Source organism: Streptomyces sp. NPDC020917 (assembly GCF_044333795.1).
In the GTDB taxonomy this organism is placed as follows: domain Bacteria; phylum Actinomycetota; class Actinomycetes; order Streptomycetales; family Streptomycetaceae; genus Actinacidiphila.
On record NZ_JBIRRR010000018.1, the window covers coordinates 53,815 to 72,788 of the forward strand.

Genomic DNA, 18,974 nt, shown 5'->3' on the forward strand with positions numbered 1-18,974 from the left:
CAGCCGGTCCGCACCCGGGAACGCGGGCCCGGGGGCACCCCAGATTCCCGCCCCGGAGGGGCGATGCTCCAGGAGCGCGGGGAACTCCGCGCCCAGCCACAAAGCACGTCGCAGACGGCAACGAAGGCCAGGGGCAACCTCGTTGCCGAAGGGGCGCGGGGAACTGCGCGAACGGTCACCGGGGACGGCGTACCCGGCAACGCACCTCCCGGGGCAGCCCTGGCCCCCGCCCCGGAGGGGCGATGCTCCAGGAGCGCGGGGAACTCCGCGCCCAGCCACAACGCACGCCGCAGGCGGCAAACCACCGGGCGGGGCAACCCCGTTGCCGAAGGGGCGCGGGGAACTGCGCGAACGGTCACCGGGGACGGCGCGGAGGCGGGGAGAGGGGTCAGAGCCAGCCTTTTTCGCGGGCGATGCGCACCGCTTCCGCGCGATTGCGCGCGCCCGTCTTCTGGATGGCGGTGGAGAGGTAGTTGCGGACCGTGCCCTCGGAAAGCAGAAGACGGCGGGCGATCTCCGCGTTCACCGCACCGTCGGCAGCCGCGTTGAGCACATCCCGCTCGCGGGCGGTCAGCGGATCGGCGCCCTCGGCGAGCGCGGCGGCCGCCAGGGTCGGGTCGATCACCCGGTGGCCCTTGAGCACCCGCCGTACCGCCTCGGCGAGTTCGGCCGCCGGCGCGTCCTTGACCAGGAAGGCCTGGGCGCCGGACTCCATGGCCCGGCGCAGGTAGCCGGGCCGGCCGAAGGTCGTGACGATGACGACCTTGACCAGCGGGGTCTCCCGGCGCAGCTCCGCCGCGGCCTCGATGCCGGTCATGCCCGGCATCTCGATGTCCAGCAGCGCCACGTCCGGGGCGTGCTCACGGGCGGCCGCCACCACCTCGTCGCCGCGCGCCACCTGCGCGACGACCTCGATGTCGTCCTCCAGCCCGAGCAGGGTGGCCAGCGCCTCCCTGACCATGGACTGGTCGTCGGCGAGCAGTACCCGGATGATCCCCGTCATTCCGGCAGGTTACCGGTGCGGGCCGGACCCCGTCCCGGCCTACCGCGCCCCCTGTGGATAACCCGCTCCACCCCTCGATCTCCATCACGGCGATCAGCCCGTCCTCGACGAAGAAGGTGAGGGTCGCGTCGTGCGGCGCCGTGTCCCGGGTCGGCGGCAGCACCTGGGCGCCGACCTCCGTGACGTCGCCGCTGGTGCGGTCGCCGGTGAGGCGCATCTTCAGCCGCGGGTCGGCGCACTCGTGGGCGCACCAGTCCCTCAGCTCGGGCCGTCCGTGCAGCTCGGTGCCCTCCGCGTCCTCCAGGATCGCGTCGTCGGTGACCGCCGCGGCGAAATCCTCGGGGTGCCAGGCGTCCATCGCCTCCAGCGCGGCGGCCACGGCGACCGGCATCGTGTCGCGCCGCACGCTGTACTGCCCCCCTCCGTGCGCCGTCGCGGGCCCCTGCCCCCTGCGCCGCGGCAGCCGGGCCATCAGCGCCGGTGACACGGCGATGTGGGTGGGCAGGTGGGCGGGGAGGTTCTGCATGGTCGTCCACGTCAGGTACCCGTGAAGCATCCACCGTCACCTCCACCGGCAGCCAGCCCCCTGCCCTCCAGTGTCCCCCGCCCCCATCGACCCCGCGCGCCCCAACCCCACCCCTCCCGCACCCGGGGACCGGCCCGAGGGGACGGTGCGGGAGTGTCCCCACACCACACGTGCACCGCAGGGGCGCGGGGTCCCCCAGGGCTTCGCCTGGGAGGTGCCCCCAGCGCGACCAGCCACGACGAGAGCAGCAGACGGCCACGCGCAGCGAAAGGCACCCCGGAAGCCGAGCAGCCGGACAAGGGAAGCCGGACCCCCGACCGCCCCGGAGGGGACCCCTCAGCCGACGACAGGCCCCCGCGGCGCCACGGACGGAAAGAGCCCCCACCCGTCGACCTCGGTCACCGCGTCCCCACCGATGAGCCCGCCACGCGAGGTGACCGCGTCGACGAGAGCCCGGACCGTACCGGGCTCGTGGAGGTTCAGGCTGAGGCCGTCCGCGGTGCCGACCATGCCGGAGGGGGTGTGCCCGTCCGGCACGACATGGCCGGGGCAGCTCGCGAAGACGATGCGGAGGCGTCCGAGCGCGCCGGGCCTGCGGACGGTGAGGACCTCGGTGCAGTCCTCGTAACACCCGGCATCCCCGTGGTGCTCGTGCCGGACGGACCAGAGAAACGTGTCGCCGCCGACCACCAGCTGCCGCGGCGTTCTGCTGCTGCGCGTCATCCGTCGATGCTAGGCCCGCACCCGGCCCCCGGCACCGCAACGAACCGGCCACGCCGGACGATTCACGGCTGCCGCGCCCCGGCCACGCGGCGGTGGGCCGTCGGCACGAGCGTCACGCCCCCGCGAGGGCGCAACCGGCGCGGCCGCCCGTACGCTTGCCCTCGCCGGAGCGTTGAGGCCGGATTCCGTTCCGCCGACCGGAGGTCGATGCCGCATGGACGCATCAGGTTCCGCCTGGCCCGCACGGCCGATGCCGCCGGCCGGGCCGCGGGCGGCCTGGCGCTGGGCCGGGGACACGGCCGCGCTGGCAGCGGTCGCGTCGGGCGCGGTCGTGCTGCTGCTGGCCGCGGTGCTGCCGATCGAGACGGTCGACACCGGGCGGGCCGGGGTGCAGCCGCGGCACAGCCTGCTGCAGGTGCACGGCGCCGCGGTGCTGCTGCCGTCCGCCGTGCCGCTGCTCGTCGCCGCGCTGGTGACCGCCGTGCTCCACGCGGGCCGGCACGGCCAGGATCGCTGGACGCTGCCGGTGGCCTGGACGCTGTCGGTCGTGCTGCTGGCCGCGGCCCTCGCCGGCTTCGTGACCTTCCTGATCGGCGTGTTCGTGGTGCCGACCGGCGTGCTGCTGGTCGCGGCCACCTGCCTGGCGCACAGCGCCCGCAAGGCCGCGCACCGGCCGTGAACGGGGTGCGGAACCCCGTTCCGGCGCGCCCGCGTCAGGCGCGGCGCACGAGCAGTTCGGTGTTGCGGTCGCCTGCGGCGCCCGCCGAGGACTCCCGCACCCCGCCGGACATGGCCTCGGGCAGGCCGGGGGCGTTGTAGGACAACTCCCGGTACAGGGACGCCAGTCCGGTCTGCGACAGGTCGCCGAGGTCGGTGCGGTACGGCGCCGCGGACTCGATGAGCGTGGTGAACAGCGAGACCGTTCCGTCGTGGTTGTCGGCCAGTTCGAAGACCCGGGCGTGGTGCGGATAGTCCACGTGCGAGGCGGTGTTGACCTCCCAGAGCGACCGGCTCGCGGTGGGGTGCGGGTGCGGCGTGATCCGGTTGACGTGGCTGTGGCCGTTGATCCAGGCGACCACGTTGGGGAAGCGGCCGAGCAGGTCGATGACGTCCTGCCCGTCGTGCCGGTCCTCCTCCGGCCGCGCGGCGTCGCGGCGCCTGGTCATGCTCGGGCTGTGGTGGTGGCTGAACACCAGGATCAGCGCGTCGTCGGCCGCCGCGTTGCGGACCCGGTGCCCGTCGGTGTCGTACGACACGGCGCTGTACGCGCGCAGCGTCCGCTCCAGCCACGCCATCTGGGCGCCGCCCACCGACCCCTGGAAGTGGCCGCTGCGGTACGTGGTGTCGAGGCTGATGCCGACGACGCCGTCGGCGATCGGGAAGGCGTAGTACAGGCGGTCGTCGTCGAGGTGGTCCGCGGTGTAGCCGTGGCCGGCCGGCCCTGCCCCGGCGTAGGCCGGGTCGAGGTGCGCGGTCAGGTACTCGTGCGGGGTGAACGGGCGGCGCAGCGGGTCGGGGGTGACCGTGCGGGCCCTGGCCGCGTTGCGCCGCAGGATGTCCTTGAACACCGAACTCTTGGGGTCGTCGCCGCTGTTGAGCACCTTGGCGTACGCGGCCACGTCGGCGTCGGGCACGGTCAGCAGCTTGCGGCCGCCGACGGCCAGGTCCCGCAGCTGCGGGTCCTCGGGCGCGAGGCAGCCGCCGGGCAGGGCGTCGTGGTTGCCGGGCGTGGAGAACCACGGGATGGCCAGGCCCGGGCTGGTCACCGGGCGGATCGCGGCCTCCAGGTACCCGGGGATGTGCGGGATGCCGAGCAGCTTGTCGCTGTCGCGCAGCGCGCTGTCGGCCTGCCAGAACAGGGGCAGGCCGGAGTCCTGGGTGCCCTCGTAGCGCGCGGGGTCGCCGGTGTTGGGGGTGATCCGGCCGCCGCTCATCAGGGTCAGGAACCACTGGAGCTCGATCGTCAGGTTGCTGTCGACGTTGTCGCCGGTGGACACCGCGAAGGAGAGCGGGCGGCCGGTGTGCGGGCCCGTTCCGAGCGCGTTGACCTGCTCGACGAGGGCCACCGCGCCCTGCACGGTCAGCGCCTCCTGGCGCCGCCACGAGCCGGGCGAGCGGGCCCGCAGGAACTCGGTGCGCAACGGGCTCTGCACGTCCGCCAGATGGAGGTCGGTGAGCTGCACGAAGCCGGCCAGCGGGGTGCGGGTGGCAGCCCGCCGGGAGCCGGCGGACGCGAGCTCGGCCCGGACGGTCAGGGGCCAGCCAGGCCCCTCGACGATGCGGCGGTAGCCGTGGCTCCCGGCGAGCCGGGCGGTCGTGTCGAGCGTGGTCAGCCCGTACGGCGCGGCCCGCCGCACGACGGCCCGGTGCGCCTCGCGGACCACGGGGGCCGGCGCGGGCAGCGGCGGACGGGGCGCGGCGGCAGCGGCCGCCCCGCTGCGTCCGCCCAGCGCGCCCAGTGGCCACGCGGCGGCGGCCGCCGCGACGGCGGCACCGGAACTGAGAAGGATGTGACGGCGGTTGACGGCGGATCGGGTCCCGGTCATGGGGGTCCTCCGGTGCGGTGCGCCGCATCGGCACACGCTCATCGGGCCGGTGTCTCCCCGTGAATCTCACCGCCGCCGATGTCCACGGCGTGAACCCCCCGCCAACGCCTCCAATCCGCCTGACGAGTTCCTCCCACCCCGCCCTCGGGACGACCGCGCCCCACGCTTGCGCCTCCGCCCCTCCGGGGCAAGGAATCCGGGCTGCCCCCGGGCCCGCGTCGCCGCTGTGGTTGAGCGCGCAGTTCCCCGCGCCCCAGCGGCAGCTCGGCAGCCCCCTGGGCCGCTTTGCCGTCTGCAACGCGCTCAGGTGGCTGGGCGCGGAGTTCCCCGCACTCCTGGGAGCATCGCCCCTCCGGGGCGGGAATCCGGGCTGCCTCCGGGGGTGGGTTGCCGGGTGCACGGTGCGTGGGTGGCTGGTCGCGCAGTTCCCCGCGCCCCTTGGGGTGACCCCCGGCCCATATTCCTCCCGCAGACGGGGGCCGGCCCGGGAGGGGACGGTGCGGGAGTGTCCCCGCAGGAACTGTGCACACACCCGGCCCACCCAACGAAAAGACCCGCACGCACAGTTCCGAGGAGATACTCCCGTGGCGGCCCCGACCCCACCCACCGAAGGTGCACCGCCAGGGGCGCGAGGAACTGCGCCACCAGCCACAACGAGACCTGCAGACGGCCACGCGCAGCGCGAGGCACCCCAGAAGCCGCAGGGGGCGCCGGGAACGGCGCGACCAGGCGGGACGAGACCAGCAGACGGCCAAGCGCAGCGCGAGGCACCCCGGAGCCCGAAGGGGCGCGGGGAACTGCGCGAACAACCACGACGGCGCGGCAGGCGGCAGGGCAGACCAGGGAGCAGGACGCACTCCGAGGAGGCCCGAGAGAAGGCACCGGGCGGACCGGGAACGGGTCAGAGCCAGCCGCGGTCGTCGGCGGTGCGCAGCGCCTCGGTCCGGTTGCGGGTGCCGGTCTTGGCGATCGCCGCGGACAGGTAGTTGCGTACGGTGCCCTCGGACAGGAAGAGCCGGGCGGCGATGTCGGCCACGCTCGCGCCCGACCGGGTCGCGTTGAGCACGTCGCGCTCCCGGGCGGTCAGCGGGGACTCTCCGGCGGCGAGCGTCGCCGCGGCCAGCACCGGGTCGACCACCCGCTGCCCCGCCATCACCCGCCGGATCGCGTCGGCCAGCGCCTCGGGCGGCGCGTCCTTGACGACGAAGCCGACCGCGCCGGCCTCCATCGCCCGGCGCAGGTAGCCGGCGCGGCCGAAGGTCGTCAGGATCACCACACGGCACCCGGGGACGCGCGCGGCCAGGACGGCGGCCGCCGCCAGCCCGTCGAGGCCGGGCATCTCGATGTCCAGCAGCGCCACGTCGGGCCGGTGCGCGGCGGCGGCGTCGGCGACCTCGTCCCCGCGGCCCACCGAGGCGACGACCTCGAAGTCCTCCTCCAGGTCCAGCAGGGCGGACAGCGCGCCGCGGATGAGGTCCTGGTCGTCTGCGAGCAGCAGGCGGATCGTCATGACGGAGTCCTGCCCGTCCCGGTGAGCGTCACGCGCAGCCGCCAGCCGCGCGGCGCGAGGGGGCCGGCCTCCACGGTGCCCCCGGCGGCGGCCACCCGCTCCCGCAGCCCGCTCAGCCCGTTGCCGCCGCCCGACGGCACGGCGGCGGCCGGCTGCGGCGCCCCGGTGCCGTCGTCGCGGATCTCCACCTGGGAGGCGGACAGGGTGATCGTGCACCGGGTGGCGCGGGAGTGCCGGACCACGTTGGTCAGGCCCTCGCGGACCACCCAGCCGAACAGCTCGCGGTGCTCGGCCCGCACCTCGTCGGCGGCGGGGGGCAGGTCGGCGAGGATCCCGGCGGCGCGCAGCGTCTCCCGCCCGCGGGCGAGCTCCCCGGCCAGGCTCACCTCGCGGTAGCCGGTGACCGCGGCCCGCACGTCGGCCAGCGCCTGCCGGGTCAGCTCCTCGACCTGGGTGATCTCGGCCAGGGCGAGCGGCGAGCCGGCCGCGGTGAGCCGGCGGGCCAGCGCGCTCTTGACGGTGATGACGGTCAGCGAGTGGCCGAGCAGGTCGTGCAGGTCCCGGGCGATCCGGTTGCGTTCGGCCTCCTGCGCCAGCCGGGCCACCTCCGCCCGCGCCTCCAGCAGCGCCCGGTTGGTCGCGGTGAGCCCCGAGAAGCCGTACACGGTCACCGCGGTGAACACCACGGCGATCGCCTCGAACCAGCCGGGCCCGCTGTGCCACGGCCGCACCGCCGCCGGCACGACGAGGGCGCCCAGCGCGCCGGCCGCCACGATCGGCACCGCGTACCTGCGCTGGAAGGAGGCCGCGAACGACACGACGACCGCGCACAGGAAGAACGCGTACTCGCGGGCGAACGGCAGCTCGGCGACGAACAGCGCGGCCATCACGCCGAGCACCGCGAACACCAGGTTCCAGGCGTGCCGGGCGGCGCCGACCGCCGCCAGCACGTAGGCGCAGGCGAAGGCGGCCACGATCAGGTACCCGGCGAGCGCGCGGCCCCCGGAGGCGTACTGCGACAGGTTGGCCGCGGTCACGGACGGGTAGGCGAGCATGCCCGCGGACAGCATCGTGAGGCGCCAGCCCTGCGGCCAGAACTCCGCCTCGCCGCCGGGCGACGACGCGCTCCCCGGCCCCTGGGAGGGGTCGGGGAGCGGATCGCGCAGGGGCTCGGGCGCCGGGGCGCCCGCGGCCTCGCCGCCGGCCGGAGCCGCCGTCACGAGCGGGCCGTCCCGGCGGGCGAGCAGGTGAACGTCTGCCGGACGGCGCGGCTGTTGAGGATGGCCACGGTGGCGACCAGCGCCAGGCCGCAGGCGCCCTGCTCGACCTTCATCCAGCCCGGGAGCGTGCCCGGCACCGAGACGATGGCGACGAGCGCGGCGAGCGTGACCGCGGACAGGATGCGCAGCCTGCGGTAGGCGCCGCGGGAGCCGCGTGCCGCGCGGGCGGCGCACAGGGCCAGCACCACGCCTCCGGCGGCCACGAGGGCCCCCCGGATCCAGACGGCGGGGGTGACCAGCGAGGTGTGGCCGTGCAGCACCGCCGCGACGGCGAGGGTGAGCACGCTGAGGGCGATGTGGCCGCCGATGAGCTGCTTGATCCGGCGGAACGCCCGCTCGCCGTGCCGGTACGCGGCGGAGGAGGTGGAGTCGGCGGAGGAGGTGGAGTCGAGGTCGCAGGAGGGGCGGTCGGTGGTCGCGGTCTTCGCGTCGAGTGCGTTCATACCGTCAGAGTGGCCTTCAACGGCCTCTCTCCGGCAGTGAGTTCACCCATCACTCGGCCATGACATTTGTCAGGGTGCCGCCCCGCGCCCCGTGCGTCAGCGGCTCTGCCACCAGCGGCGCTTGCGGGACGGCGTCACCGCGTGGATGGCCGGTCGCAACAGGTCGAAGGTGACGACGGTGGCGCTGGCGGCCGGTGCGGAGGCGCCGGGCGCGCCGTCCGGTGCGGGCCGGGAGTCGGGCACGGTCGCCGGCCTGGCCCCGGGCAGCACCAGGCCCAGGCAGACGAGCTTGACCTGGTCGTCGTCCATCGGCAGGGCGGCGAAGACCGGGGCGCCGTCGAAGCCCTCGGGCAGCGGGGTGGTCCAGCGCACCGGCGCCGTCGGATCGTCGGAGGTCCGGGTCACCGCGCCCGCGAGCAGCACCTGCGGCCGCTCCGGGTGCTTGCGGCCGCCCTCCTGGTCGACCGCGTGGCCCAGCACGTACGCGGGCAGCGGCTCGGCGCCGATCAACGCGATGTCCGCGGGCTGCGCGGCCAGGCCCGCGGTGACCTCGTCGGTCGTCCAGCTCCAGCCGCGCTTCTCGGCGTGGATGTGCAGGTCGGTGGTCGGCATCACGGCCACCCCGAGCCCGCCCAGCCGCGTCCACTTCTTGGCGAAGGACGGCAGTACCAGCTCGTCCGCGGGCAGCTCCGGGGACGCCAGCCCCTCGCGGAGGGTGAACTGGCCCAGCTCGAAGCGGGTGCGGGCCTCCGCGGTGACCAGGTACTGCCGGATCACCTCGCGCCCGGGCCCGGCCTCGACCAGGTCGTTGTACCAGAACGCGGTGGCGAAGCTGCGGTCGGCACGGGCCGCCTGGAAGGGCAGCGTGGCACGTCCGGCCGCCGCCCGCACGGCGTTCTCGACCACCTGGAGGGGGTCGACGTCGTCCACCCCGCCCACGGTTTCGTCGGCGGACCCGGCGGGCTCGAAGGCCCCGCCGTCCTCGCCCGCGGCGCCGGCGACTTCCTCGGCCGCCTCGCCGTCCACAGCGTCCTCAGCGGCCGTGCCGGGACCCGTCGCGGGGCCGTCGCCGGTGCCGTCCGCGGCGGCCTCGGCCGCGTCCGCGGCGTCCTTCCGGCCTTCGGTCGCACCCTCGCCGGCGCCGTCGGCGTGCGGGGGGCCGCCGGCGCTCTCGGCGGAGTCGGAACTGCGGGACGTCTCAGGGGTCTCGGGCACGTCCCGGACCCTACTACCCGCCGCTCCCCGCCCGTGCGCCGCCCGCCCGCGCGCCACGCGCGGCCACCCACCCCAGCCTGCCCGGCCTGCCCGGGCCGCACGTGCCGCCCGCCGCCCGCAGGCGCCCGGTCCGCGCGCGACGCGAGGCCCGCGCTACTCGCCCGGGCCGTGCCGCTCCGCCACGACCGGCGCCGCGTCCAGCGGGACGGACGCCCTGAGGGTGAAGCCGCCGTCGCCGGAGCGCGCGGTGTCCAGGGTGCCGCCGGCCAGGATCAGCCGTTCGGTGAGGCCGGTGAGGCCGTTGCCCGGCCGGTGGTCCTCGGCGGGGCCGCGGCCGTCGTCGGAGACGGTGAGCGTGGCCACGCCGTCCTCCGAGGCCAGCGCCACCACGCAGGTGCTCGCGCCGCTGTGCCGGACCACGTTGGTGACCGCCTCGCGCAGCGCCCAGGCCAGGGCCCCCTCGGCGTCCGGGGCGAGCCCCGGAGGGGCGCCGTCGGCGTGGATCCGGGCGGCGACGCCGGCCGAGGCCAGCGCCGTGCGGGCGCCGGCCAGCTCCGCGTCCAGCGTGGGCCTGCGGTAGCCGCTGACCGCCTCGCGGACGTCGACCAGCGCCTGGCGGCTGACCTTCTCGATGTCGGCGACCTGCTCGGCCGCGTCCGCGGGCCGGTCCGGCAGCATCCGGCCGGCCAGTTCACTCTTCAGCGTGATCAGGGAGAGCGAGTGCCCCAGCAGGTCGTGCAGGTCCCGGGCGAGCCGCAGCCGCTCCTCGGTGGCGGCCAGGTGCGCCACCGTCTCCCGCGCCTCGCGCAGTTCCTGCATCGTCCGGACCAGCCGCTTGACCCCGATCATCGCGAACCCGCCCAGCAGCGCCGGGATCAGCAGCGCGGGGTAGAAATGGCCACTGCGGTCCACGCTGATCCCGACGACCGCCAGCACCGCGGTGACGGCCGGCAGTGCCCAGCGGGCCTGCCGGACCGGCAGCGCCGCCCCGCAGGCCACCGCCACGTACACAAAAAGCACCAGCCAGGACTTGCCGAGCGTCGCCGACAGCAGCGTGGACAGCACGGTCTGCCCGGCCAGCACCGCGTACACCCAGCGCTCGGGCGTCTCGCGGGTGTTGGTGCGCAGGAAGACCAGGGCCAGGTAGGAGACGACGAAGACGGTCAGCCCCAGCGCGGCGGCCGTGGTCACCAGGGCCCCGTAGGTGCCGTGCGCCAGTTCGCTCACCGGGGCGCCGAGGTACACCAGCCAGATGCCGACCCAGGCCAGCTTGATCAGCGCCTGGCGGCGGTTCTCCGGCGGGCGGCCGATGGGGGTCGCGTCGGCGGCCTCCACCTGCGCGCGCCACGGTGGCCACTGCTCCCGCGTCCGCTCGTCGGAGCTCATCGGGTCGTCACGCCTTCCGGGTGTCCTTGCGGTAGAGCCAGGCCGCGGCGCCGGCGAAGAGCAGCAGGTACACGACGAGGACGGTGACGTCCTTGGCGTGCGGCGCGTCGCCCAGCTCGATGGACCGGCCGAGGGCCGCGTACGGTCCCGCGGGCAGGTAGCCCGCCATGGTCTGCAGCCAGTGCGGGAAAGTGTAGAGCGGCACCCACAGGCCACCCAGCGCCGCCAGGCCGAAGTAGAAGATCATCGAGATCGGGCGGGCCGCGTCGGCCGTGGCGAGGTAGCCGATGGCGACGCCGAGCGCGGCGAAGACCAGGCTGCCCGCCCAGGTGGCGACGCCGATGCCGATCCACTGCCAGGCGGCCAGGTGGACGCCCTTCACGGTGGCGCCGAGCACCAGCACGATGACGATCGACGGGAGGCTGACGGTCGCCGCCGACGCGATCTTCGCGGTGACGTAGCCGCGGCCCGGCAGCGCGGTCAGCCGGAGCTGGCGCACCCAGCCCTTCTCGCGCTCGCGGGCGATCCGCTCGGCGTTGCCCATCAGGACCGCCGTCATCGCGCCGAACGCGGCCATCGCCGTCATCAGGTAGGCGACCGCGGTCAGCCCGGTGGTGCCGGCCGCGGTGTCCTTCTTGTAGCTGAGGCTGACGATCATGAACAGGATCGCCGGGTACATCACCGAGAAGAACATGAACTTGCGGTTCCGCAGGGTGCGGATGATCTCCAGCTTGACCAGGGTCTTCATCGGTTCCCCGCCTCCTCGGCGGTCGCAGCGTCGGTGATGGCGAGGAAGGCCTGCTCCAGGCCGAGGCCGGCGACCTCCAGGTTCCGCGGGTACAGGCCCAGGCCGTAGACGGCGTGCACGGTGGCGTCCGCGTCGTCGGAGCGGATGCGCACGGTGGGGCCGGTGACGTCCAGGCCGACCAGGTGCGGCAGCGTGCCGAGCCGCTCCAGGTCGATCGGGCCGTCCAGGTCGAAGGTGATCCGGCGGGCGCCGGCCCTGGCCTTGATCTCGGCGGCGGTGCCGTCGGCGATCAGCCGGCCCTGGTGGAGCACCAGGACGCGGTCGGCGATGGCGTCGGCCTCCTCCAGGTAGTGCGTGGCGAACAGCACGGTCCTGCCCTGGTCGACCTGGGCGCGCATGGTCGACCAGAACGCCTGGCGGGCGGAGACGTCCATGCCGGTGGTCGGCTCGTCGAGCACGATGAGGTCGTTGGCGCCGGCGGTCGCCAGCGCGAACCGCACCCGCTGCTCCTGGCCGCCGGAGAGCTTGTTGACCTTGCGGTCGTGGATGTCGGAGATGCCGGCCGCGGCCAGCACGTCGGCCACCGGGTAGCGCCGCGGGTGCAGGTCGCAGGCGAGCTGGACCAGCTCGCGGACCGTGACCTCCTCCATCAGGCCGCCGGTCTGCAGCATCGCGCCGACCCGGCCGGCCGCGATGGCCTGCGCGGGGGTCTGCCCGAAGACCCGCACCGTGCCGTGGTCGGGGTTCTTCAGCCCCAGCAGCAGGTCGAGGGTGGTCGACTTGCCCGCGCCGTTCGGGCCGAGCAGGGCGACGGTCTCGCCCGGGTACAGCGTCAGGCTCAGGTCGGCGACGGCCTTGACGGAGCCGAAGCTCTTGTCGACGCCGGAGAAGGCGACGACGGGCGCCGCCGGGGCGGCGTGCTCTCCGGTGGCGCCGGGACGGGTCCCGGTCCCGGGCTGTGCGGCAGGTGCGGTCATGCCATCAGGGTCGCGTCTGCGTCCCCCGCGCGGCAGTGCCGCCGGTCGTGTCTTCCGCATGACAGATGTCATGTGACGGCCGTCTCCAGCCGCGGACATGGCACGGCCCGTACCCGGGTGAATCTGGGGTGTCCGGGTACGGGCCGTTTCCGCAGGAGGCCGGGACTGAGCCCGGGTCAATGGGTGGAGGGCTCAGCCCTCCTCAGTCGCCGCCTCCTCGATCGCGGCCAGCGCCGGGTCGAGGACGATGTCCTCGTCGCGCGCTTCGGTCGTCGGCTCCTCCGGGAAGTGACAGGCCGTCAGGTGGCCCTCACGGTTCCCGCTGATCTGCACCAGCGGCGGCTCCTCCGTCGCGCACTTGTCCTGCGCCTTCCAGCAGCGGGTGCGGAAGCGGCAGCCGGACGGCGGGTTGATCGGCGAGGGCACGTCGCCGGCCAGCCGGATGCGCTCGCGGCCGTCGTCGTCCGGGTCGGCCTCGGGCGCGGCGCTCAGCAGCGCGTGGGTGTACGGGTGCCGGGGGCCGTTGTAGATCGAGTCCCGGTCGCCGATCTCCACGATCTTGCCCAGATACATCACCGCGATGCGCTGCGAGAAGTGCCGGACGATCGCCAGGTCGTGGGCGATGAACAGGAACGCGATGCCGAGTTCCTTCTGCACCTTCTGCAGCAGGTTGACGACCTGCGCCTGGATCGACACGTCGAGGGCGGACACCGGCTCGTCCGCGACGATCAGCTTCGGGTCCAGGGCCAGCGCGCGGGCCACACCGATGCGCTGCCGCTGGCCGCCGGAGAACTCGTGCGGGAAGCGGTTGTAGTGCTCCGGGTTGAGGCCGACGATCTCCAGCAGCTCGCGGACCCGGCGCTCCCGGCCGCCGGTCGGGTTGACGTCGTTGATCTCCATGGGCGCGGAGATGATCGAGCCCACGGTCTGCCGCGGGTTCAGCGACGCGTACGGGTCCTGGAAGATCATCTGGATCTCGGACCGGATCGGCGCCAGCTGCTTGCGGTTGTGGTGCGTGATGTCCTGGCCGGCGTACTTGACGCTGCCGCCGGTCGGCTCCAGCAGCCGGGTCACCAGCCGGCCGGTGGTCGACTTGCCGCAGCCGGACTCGCCCACCATGCCGAGCGCCTCGCCGGCGTTGATGTGGAAGTCGACGCCGTCGACCGCGCGCACGTCCCCGATCCGGCGCTTTACGACGAAGCCGCCGTGGATCGGGAAGTACTTCTGCAGTCCGGTGACCTCGAGCAGCCGCTCGCCCGTCGCGGGGCGCGGAGCCGGGACCTTGTCCAGGGTCTGCTGTTCACTCATTGCTTGTTCCCTCGACTCCTGGTCAGCGCAGCCGCGGCTGGATCTGCTCGATGAAGATGTCACGCTTCTGGTCCGCCGTCAGGTGGCACGCGGACCCCCGCCCGTCCGGCAGTTGCGGCCGCTCGGTGCGGCAGCGGTCCCCGCCCACGGCGTCCATGAAGGCGCACCGGGTGTGGAAGGGGCAGCCCGAGGGCGGGTTCAGCAGGCTCGGGGGCGAGCCCGGGATCGGCGCCAGCGGCACGTCGACGTCCGCCGACAGCCGGGGGATGGAGCCCAGCAGGCCCCACGCGTAGGGGTGCTCCGGCGTCTTGAGGATATCCCGCACCGTGCCCCGCTCGACGGCGCGGCCGGCGTACATCACCACGACGTCGTCGGCGGTGTTGGCGATCACGCCCAGGTCGTGCGTGATCAGGATGATCGCCGTGCCCATCTCCTGCTGGAGGTCCTTGAGCAGGTCGAGGATCTGGGCCTGCACGGTGACGTCGAGCGCGGTGGTCGGCTCGTCGGCGATCACCAAGTCCGGGTCGCAGACCAGCGCCATGGCGATCATCGCGCGCTGGCGCATACCGCCGGAGAACTGGTGCGGGTAGTCGTCCACCCGGGTCTGCGGCTGCGGGATGCCGACGCGGGCCAGCATCTCGACGGCCCTGGCCTTGGCCTCCTTCTTGGAGGCGCCGGTGTGCTTCATGTAGGGCTCGGCGATCTGCCGGCCGACGGTGTAGTACGGCGACAGGGCGGTGAGCGAGTCCTGGAAGACCATCGCCATCTTCTTGCCGCGCAGCTTCTCCAGCGTCCGCTCGGAGGCGCCGGTCAGCTCCTGGCCGTCGAGGACGATCTCGCCGGCGATGGTGGTGTTGCGCGGGTTGTGCAGGCCCAGGATCGCCAGGTTGGTGACCGACTTGCCGGAGCCGGACTCGCCCACGATGCCGAGGGTCTTGCCCCGGTCGAGGTCGAACGACAGGCCGTCGACGGCCTTCACGGTGCCGTCCTCGGTGGCGAACTGGACGTACAGGTCGCGCACCGACAGGAAGTGCTCGGATCCCTGAGGCGTGGGCTGGGCCTCGGGCTTCGTCAGAGTGGTCACGGGCGGGTTCTCCTACCGGGTGGTGCGCTGGTCGCGGCGGGTCGTGGCTGCCGCGGTCACGCGAGCCGGATCCGCGGGTCGATGATGGCGTAAGCGGCGTCGACGACGATGTTGAAGATCACGATGGCGCTGGCACTGAAGATCATCAGGGCCATCTCCATCGGCAGGTCGAGCGAGAACACCGAGGTGACGGCGAGGTTGCCGAGTCCGTGCAGGCCGAACGTGGCCTCGGTGATGATCGCGCCGCCGAAGACGCTGCCCAGGTCGATGCCGAAGATGGTGATGATGGACGCGGCGGCACCGCGCAGCGCGTACCGGTAGAACACGTACTTGGAGCCCATGCCCTTGGCGCGGGCGGTGCGGATGTGGTCCTCGGAGAGCTGCTCGACCATCAGGGAGCGGGTCTGGCGGCTGTAGTTGGACCAGAAGATGACCGACATCACCAGGCAGGGGAGCACCAGGCCGTTGAGCGAGCCGATCGGGTCGGACGTCCACGTCGGGTCGTGCCCGTGGTCGAACCAGCCGAGGTGGTCGGCGAACAGCGCGATGGCCAGCGGGCCGATGAAGTAGATCTGGACCGAGTTGCCGAGCAGCGAGATCGAGCTGGCGACGCGGTCGAACGCCTTGCCCTGCTGCCAGGCGGCCAGCATGCCCAGGCCGACGCCGATGATGAGGAACGCCGCGGATCCGCCGATGGCCAGCGAGAACGTGGTCGGGTAGCGGTCCTTCAGGATCGGCCAGATGGGCTGGTCGTTGACGAAGGAGAACCCGAAGCAGGGGGCAGAGCAGTTCTGTCCGTCGGGCATGTGCCGGCCGACGAAGATGCCCTTCATGTAGTCGAAGTACTGCTGGTAGATCGGCTGGTCGAGCCCCATGCGGTGGTGGATCGCCGCGACGAGGTCCTTGTTCGAGCAGTTCTTGCCGCAGGCGAGCTGCGCCGGATCCGACGGCAGCACGAAGAACATGAAGTATGTGACGAGGGTGATGAGCACCAAAATGACGATCGCGCCGAGGACGCGTCGTGTGAGGAAACGGAGCATCGGTGAGGCTCTTCCGTGGGGCGCGGGCCGGCGGGACGGCCGCGCGGCCGGATCCGAGGGAGGCCGGCCCCGGCGGTGAGTGCCGGGGCCGGCCGTCCTATGCGGGAACTACTGCTTGACGAACACGGTGCTGGCGTTGACGGTGCCGATCACCGAGTTGAAGGTGACGCCACCCAGGCCCGTGCCGTGGATGTTGAAGTACTTGTCGTACAGGAACGGCACCTGGGCGGTGTCGGTCTGCAGGGAGTACTCCGACAGCTTCTCCCACTCGGAGGCCTGCTGGTTCAGGTCGGGGATCTGCTTGATGCGGTCGATCTCCGAGTTGATGTGCGGGTCGTTCAGGAACGAGTAGTTGTTCGTACCGTCCTGGAGGTTGCGACCGTCCATGGTCGGCGGGATGACCGTGGAGGCGTTCGGCCAGTCGGCACCCCAGCCGGTGCGGTAGATGTCGTACTGGTTGTTGACCTTGCCGACCACGGTGTAGAAGGACGTCGGGTCGATCGGCTTGCGCACGACCTCGAAGCCGGCCTTCTGCAGGGCGTTGGCGACGGTCAGCGAGATGTTCTGCCAGCGCGGCGTGTTCGCGTAGGGGAAGACCAGCTTCGGGTGCGGCTGGCCGGCCTCCTGCAGGAGCTGCTTGGCCTTCTCGATGTCACCGGTCGGCTTGGCGAGCTTGCCGAACGGGTCGAACTTCTTCCAGCCGGCCACGGTCGGGCTCATCAGCGTGGTGCCGAGGTCGCCCTGCGCCGCGCCACCGAACGCCTGCTGCACCTGCGCCATCGGGAACGCGTAGGCGATGGCCTGGCGCACCTTGACGTTGGTGATGCGCTTGGTGTTGATGTCGAGGGTCTCGACGTACGGCTGGTACTCGTTGACCGTGCGCGACTTGTACTGCGCGTCGTTGACCAGGGTGCTCATCTGCGACGGGTCGGCCACACCGGACAGGTCGAGGGCGTTCTTGTCGGTGCCGGCACCGGCCATGATGCGCTGCGTCAGACCCGGCTGCTGGATGCCCAGCTGGAAGTTCCACGAGTCCGGGTACGCGTTGCGGATCGGGTCCGTCTTCGGGTCCCAGTACGGGTTCCGCTTGAAGACCAGCGACTTGCCCGGCTTGTACGAGGAGATCATGTACGGGCCGGAGGAGACCGGGTGGTTGTTGTACGCGGCCTTGTCGTCCTTGGACTTCTCGACCGGAGCGGTGACCGGCATCGCCATCGCGTACGGCGCGTCGGCGTGCGCCTCCTTGAAGTGGAAGACGATCGTCTTCTCGTCAGGGGTGGCGAGGATCGAGTCCGGGATCTCCTGGCCGGAGTACGGGCCCTTGTACAGCTTCCGGTAGTCGGGGCCGTACAGCCAGGACTGGAGGTACTGCGGGCCCTGGGTCTCGAAGTCCGCGTACAGCCGCTCGATGCTGTACTTGACGTCCTTCGACGTGATCGGCGTGCCGTCGTCGAACTTCAGGCCGTCCTTGAGGGTGTACGTCCAGGTCTTGCCGCCGTCCGACATCTTGCCGGTGTCGGTGGCCATGTCGCCGACGAGGATCGTCTTCCCGGTGGTCGGGTCGATCTTGTACCCGGTCAGAGTACGCGCGTAGAGGGGCGAGACCGACAGCTGGTCGCTGACGTACTGCTGCCCCGGGTCCAGGTAGTCGAAGCCGGCCTGGTCCATGTCCTGGACCGTGCCGCCCTTGACCGCACCGGGGACGGCCGGAGCCGGGCCGGTGGAGTCGGCCGCGGTGCCGAGGCCGTAGTTCGGGACCGTCGCCTTGGGGCCCCCCGAGCTGCCCTTGCCGCCGCCGCCGCTGTTACCACCGCCGCTGTTACCGCTGCTGCAAGCGGCGGTCAGCGACAGCGCGCCGGCTGCCACGAGGGCTGCCGCCAAGCGAACCTTGCTGTTTCTCATGAAATCCTGCCTGTCACTGGTGAACTGCCACCGACGCCGGCGTCCGTGCCCGCAGGAGACGGGGCCCGTGTGCCGACCTGGACAACTGGTGTAACTGGAAGCTGCTAGCGGACTAGCGGAGGGTCTTCGGGTCGAGAGCGTCCCGGACCGAGTCCCCGAGCAGGTTGAAGGCGACCACGAAGATCACCATCGCGATACCGGGGAAGAACATGAAGGTGATGTCGCTCTGGTAGAACGTGGCACCCGTCTGGAACATCAGGCCCCAGTCCGGGGTCGGCGCGAGCAGACCGACACCGAGGAAGGACAGGCCCGCCTCCGCCGTGACGAACACCGGCAGCATCAGGGTCGACTGGACCAGGATGGTGCTCCAGATGTTCGGCAGCAGCTCCTTGCGGATGATCCGCCACGAGGAGGCGCCGCTGATCCGGGCGGCCTCCACGAACTCCCGCTCCCGGAGGCTGAGTACCTGGGAGCGCACCAGGCGGCCGATGCTCATCCAGCCCAGCAGGAACTGGACACCGACGAGGACCAGCGGGCGCACCCACCACCCCTCCTGCTCGCCGACGCCCACGAACAGGGAGATGGCGACCGGGGAGAACGCGATGAAGAACAGCTGGGACGGGAACGACAGCATGAAGTCCGAGAAGCGGCCCATGAAGTAGTCGGTCTTGCCGCCGATGTAGCCCTGGACCAGGCCGAAGAGCACACCGGTGACCACCGAGATCAGTGTCACCACCGCCGCGATGCCCAGGGAGTTGCGGATGCCGTACAGCAGCAGCGCGAACACGTCGCGGCCCAGCTGGGGCTCGATGCCGAACCAGTGGGTGGAGCTGATGCCGCCGTTGGGCGCGATGGGCAGACCGTAGCTGTTCAGCAGGCCGTCGTCCTGGCCGTACAGGTCGTAGGCGTTCTGCCCGTAGATCTTGGTGATCAGCGGCGCGAGCACCGCGACGATCAGGAAGCCGGCGACGATGACGGCACAGACGATGCCGGTCTTGTCCCGCTTGAACCGGAGCCATGCCAGCTGGCGCGGTGTCCGTCCGGCGAGATCCGGGGTGCCCTTTCCACCCGGTGCGCCGGGTATGCCCTCGGGCTCGAGGGTGAGGCTGTCGCCGTCCGCGGCAGCCTGGCTTGGACTCGTCATTGGTTACATCCCCCGGGACCGAGAGCGTGCGTTGCGACGCCTTGCGTGCGTCGCGGGTTGAGCGGACTTTCGCAATGGAATCAACTTCCAGTCAAGGGGTGACGGGGGGAAGAAAGCTTGTTGTTTGGCATCTTGAGCG

16 protein-coding genes and 1 pseudogene are annotated in these 18,974 nt (G+C 72.5%); 1 reads left to right on the forward strand and 16 read right to left on the reverse strand.

Going from position 1 to position 18,974, the window contains the following annotated elements; translation table 11 throughout:
- Positions 1 to 388: 388 nt before the first annotated feature.
- The 3 genes and pseudogenes from ACH4TG_RS30505 to ACH4TG_RS30515 all read right to left on the reverse strand — a co-directional run bounded on the left by ACH4TG_RS30505 (position 389) and on the right by ACH4TG_RS30515 (position 2,252).
- The gene (locus tag ACH4TG_RS30505; protein WP_398245812.1) at positions 389 to 1,003 is read right to left on the reverse strand and encodes a response regulator; all 615 of its coding nucleotides are present in this window, start codon (positions 1,001 to 1,003) and stop codon (positions 389 to 391) included.
- Between the two features lie 145 nt (positions 1,004 to 1,148).
- Positions 1,149 to 1,559, reverse strand: a pseudogene (locus tag ACH4TG_RS30510) (hypothetical protein); the annotation flags it as partial.
- Positions 1,560 to 1,865: 306 nt separating this feature from the next.
- Positions 1,866 to 2,252, reverse strand: coding sequence for a hypothetical protein (locus tag ACH4TG_RS30515; protein WP_398245813.1), 387 nt, complete (start codon positions 2,250 to 2,252; stop codon positions 1,866 to 1,868).
- Positions 2,253 to 2,466: 214 nt separating this feature from the next.
- Between ACH4TG_RS30515 and ACH4TG_RS30520 the strand changes: the two genes are divergently transcribed.
- A complete protein-coding gene (locus ACH4TG_RS30520; protein ID WP_398245814.1) occupies positions 2,467 to 2,931 on the forward strand; it encodes a hypothetical protein in 465 nt (154 codons plus the stop codon).
- Positions 2,932 to 2,965: 34 nt separating this feature from the next.
- On the opposite strand, the gene ACH4TG_RS30525 is transcribed toward ACH4TG_RS30520, so the two are convergent.
- The 13 genes from ACH4TG_RS30525 to ACH4TG_RS30585 form a co-directional block, all read right to left on the reverse strand.
- Positions 2,966 to 4,798, reverse strand: coding sequence for a TIGR03767 family metallophosphoesterase (locus ACH4TG_RS30525; RefSeq protein ID WP_398245815.1), 1,833 nt, complete (start codon positions 4,796 to 4,798; stop codon positions 2,966 to 2,968).
- 901 nt (positions 4,799 to 5,699) lie between these two features.
- Positions 5,700 to 6,308, reverse strand: a complete 609-nt coding sequence (locus tag ACH4TG_RS30530) for a response regulator (RefSeq protein ID WP_398245816.1) — start codon at positions 6,306 to 6,308, stop codon at positions 5,700 to 5,702.
- A complete protein-coding gene (locus ACH4TG_RS30535) occupies positions 6,305 to 7,528 on the reverse strand; it encodes a sensor histidine kinase (RefSeq protein WP_398245817.1) in 1,224 nt (407 codons plus the stop codon). Before ACH4TG_RS30535 ends, ACH4TG_RS30530 begins: the two co-directional genes overlap by 4 nt.
- The gene (locus ACH4TG_RS30540; RefSeq protein ID WP_398245818.1) at positions 7,525 to 8,031 is read right to left on the reverse strand and encodes a hypothetical protein; all 507 of its coding nucleotides are present in this window, start codon (positions 8,029 to 8,031) and stop codon (positions 7,525 to 7,527) included. The genes ACH4TG_RS30535 and ACH4TG_RS30540 overlap by 4 nt, the downstream gene beginning before the upstream one ends.
- Positions 8,032 to 8,127: 96 nt before the next feature.
- Positions 8,128 to 9,246 carry a hypothetical protein gene (locus ACH4TG_RS30545; RefSeq protein ID WP_398245819.1) on the reverse strand — a complete coding sequence of 373 codons (1,119 nt, stop codon included), beginning with the start codon at positions 9,244 to 9,246 and terminating at the stop codon, positions 8,128 to 8,130.
- Positions 9,247 to 9,399: 153 nt separating this feature from the next.
- Positions 9,400 to 10,632, reverse strand: a complete 1,233-nt coding sequence (locus ACH4TG_RS30550) for a sensor histidine kinase (protein WP_398245820.1) — start codon at positions 10,630 to 10,632, stop codon at positions 9,400 to 9,402.
- A gap of 7 nt (positions 10,633 to 10,639) precedes the next feature.
- A complete protein-coding gene (locus ACH4TG_RS30555) occupies positions 10,640 to 11,380 on the reverse strand; it encodes an ABC transporter permease (RefSeq protein WP_398245821.1) in 741 nt (246 codons plus the stop codon).
- The gene (locus tag ACH4TG_RS30560; protein ID WP_398245822.1) at positions 11,377 to 12,357 is read right to left on the reverse strand and encodes an ABC transporter ATP-binding protein; all 981 of its coding nucleotides are present in this window, start codon (positions 12,355 to 12,357) and stop codon (positions 11,377 to 11,379) included. The genes ACH4TG_RS30555 and ACH4TG_RS30560 overlap by 4 nt, the downstream gene beginning before the upstream one ends.
- 192 nt (positions 12,358 to 12,549) lie before the next feature.
- On the reverse strand, positions 12,550 to 13,665 hold the full coding sequence (locus tag ACH4TG_RS30565; RefSeq protein WP_398245823.1) for an ABC transporter ATP-binding protein: 1,116 nt from the start codon (positions 13,663 to 13,665) through the stop codon (positions 12,550 to 12,552).
- A gap of 22 nt (positions 13,666 to 13,687) precedes the next feature.
- On the reverse strand, positions 13,688 to 14,749 hold the full coding sequence (locus ACH4TG_RS30570; protein WP_398245824.1) for an ABC transporter ATP-binding protein: 1,062 nt from the start codon (positions 14,747 to 14,749) through the stop codon (positions 13,688 to 13,690).
- A gap of 56 nt (positions 14,750 to 14,805) precedes the next feature.
- Positions 14,806 to 15,789, reverse strand: coding sequence for an ABC transporter permease (locus ACH4TG_RS30575; protein ID WP_398245825.1), 984 nt, complete (start codon positions 15,787 to 15,789; stop codon positions 14,806 to 14,808).
- 108 nt (positions 15,790 to 15,897) lie between these two features.
- Positions 15,898 to 17,691 (reverse strand): ABC transporter substrate-binding protein, encoded by a 1,794-nt coding sequence (locus tag ACH4TG_RS30580; RefSeq protein ID WP_398245826.1) that lies wholly within the window; start codon positions 17,689 to 17,691, stop codon positions 15,898 to 15,900.
- A 112-nt stretch (positions 17,692 to 17,803) separates the two neighbouring features.
- Positions 17,804 to 18,835 (reverse strand): ABC transporter permease, encoded by a 1,032-nt coding sequence (locus ACH4TG_RS30585; RefSeq protein WP_398245827.1) that lies wholly within the window; start codon positions 18,833 to 18,835, stop codon positions 17,804 to 17,806.
- Positions 18,836 to 18,974: the final 139 nt, after the last annotated feature.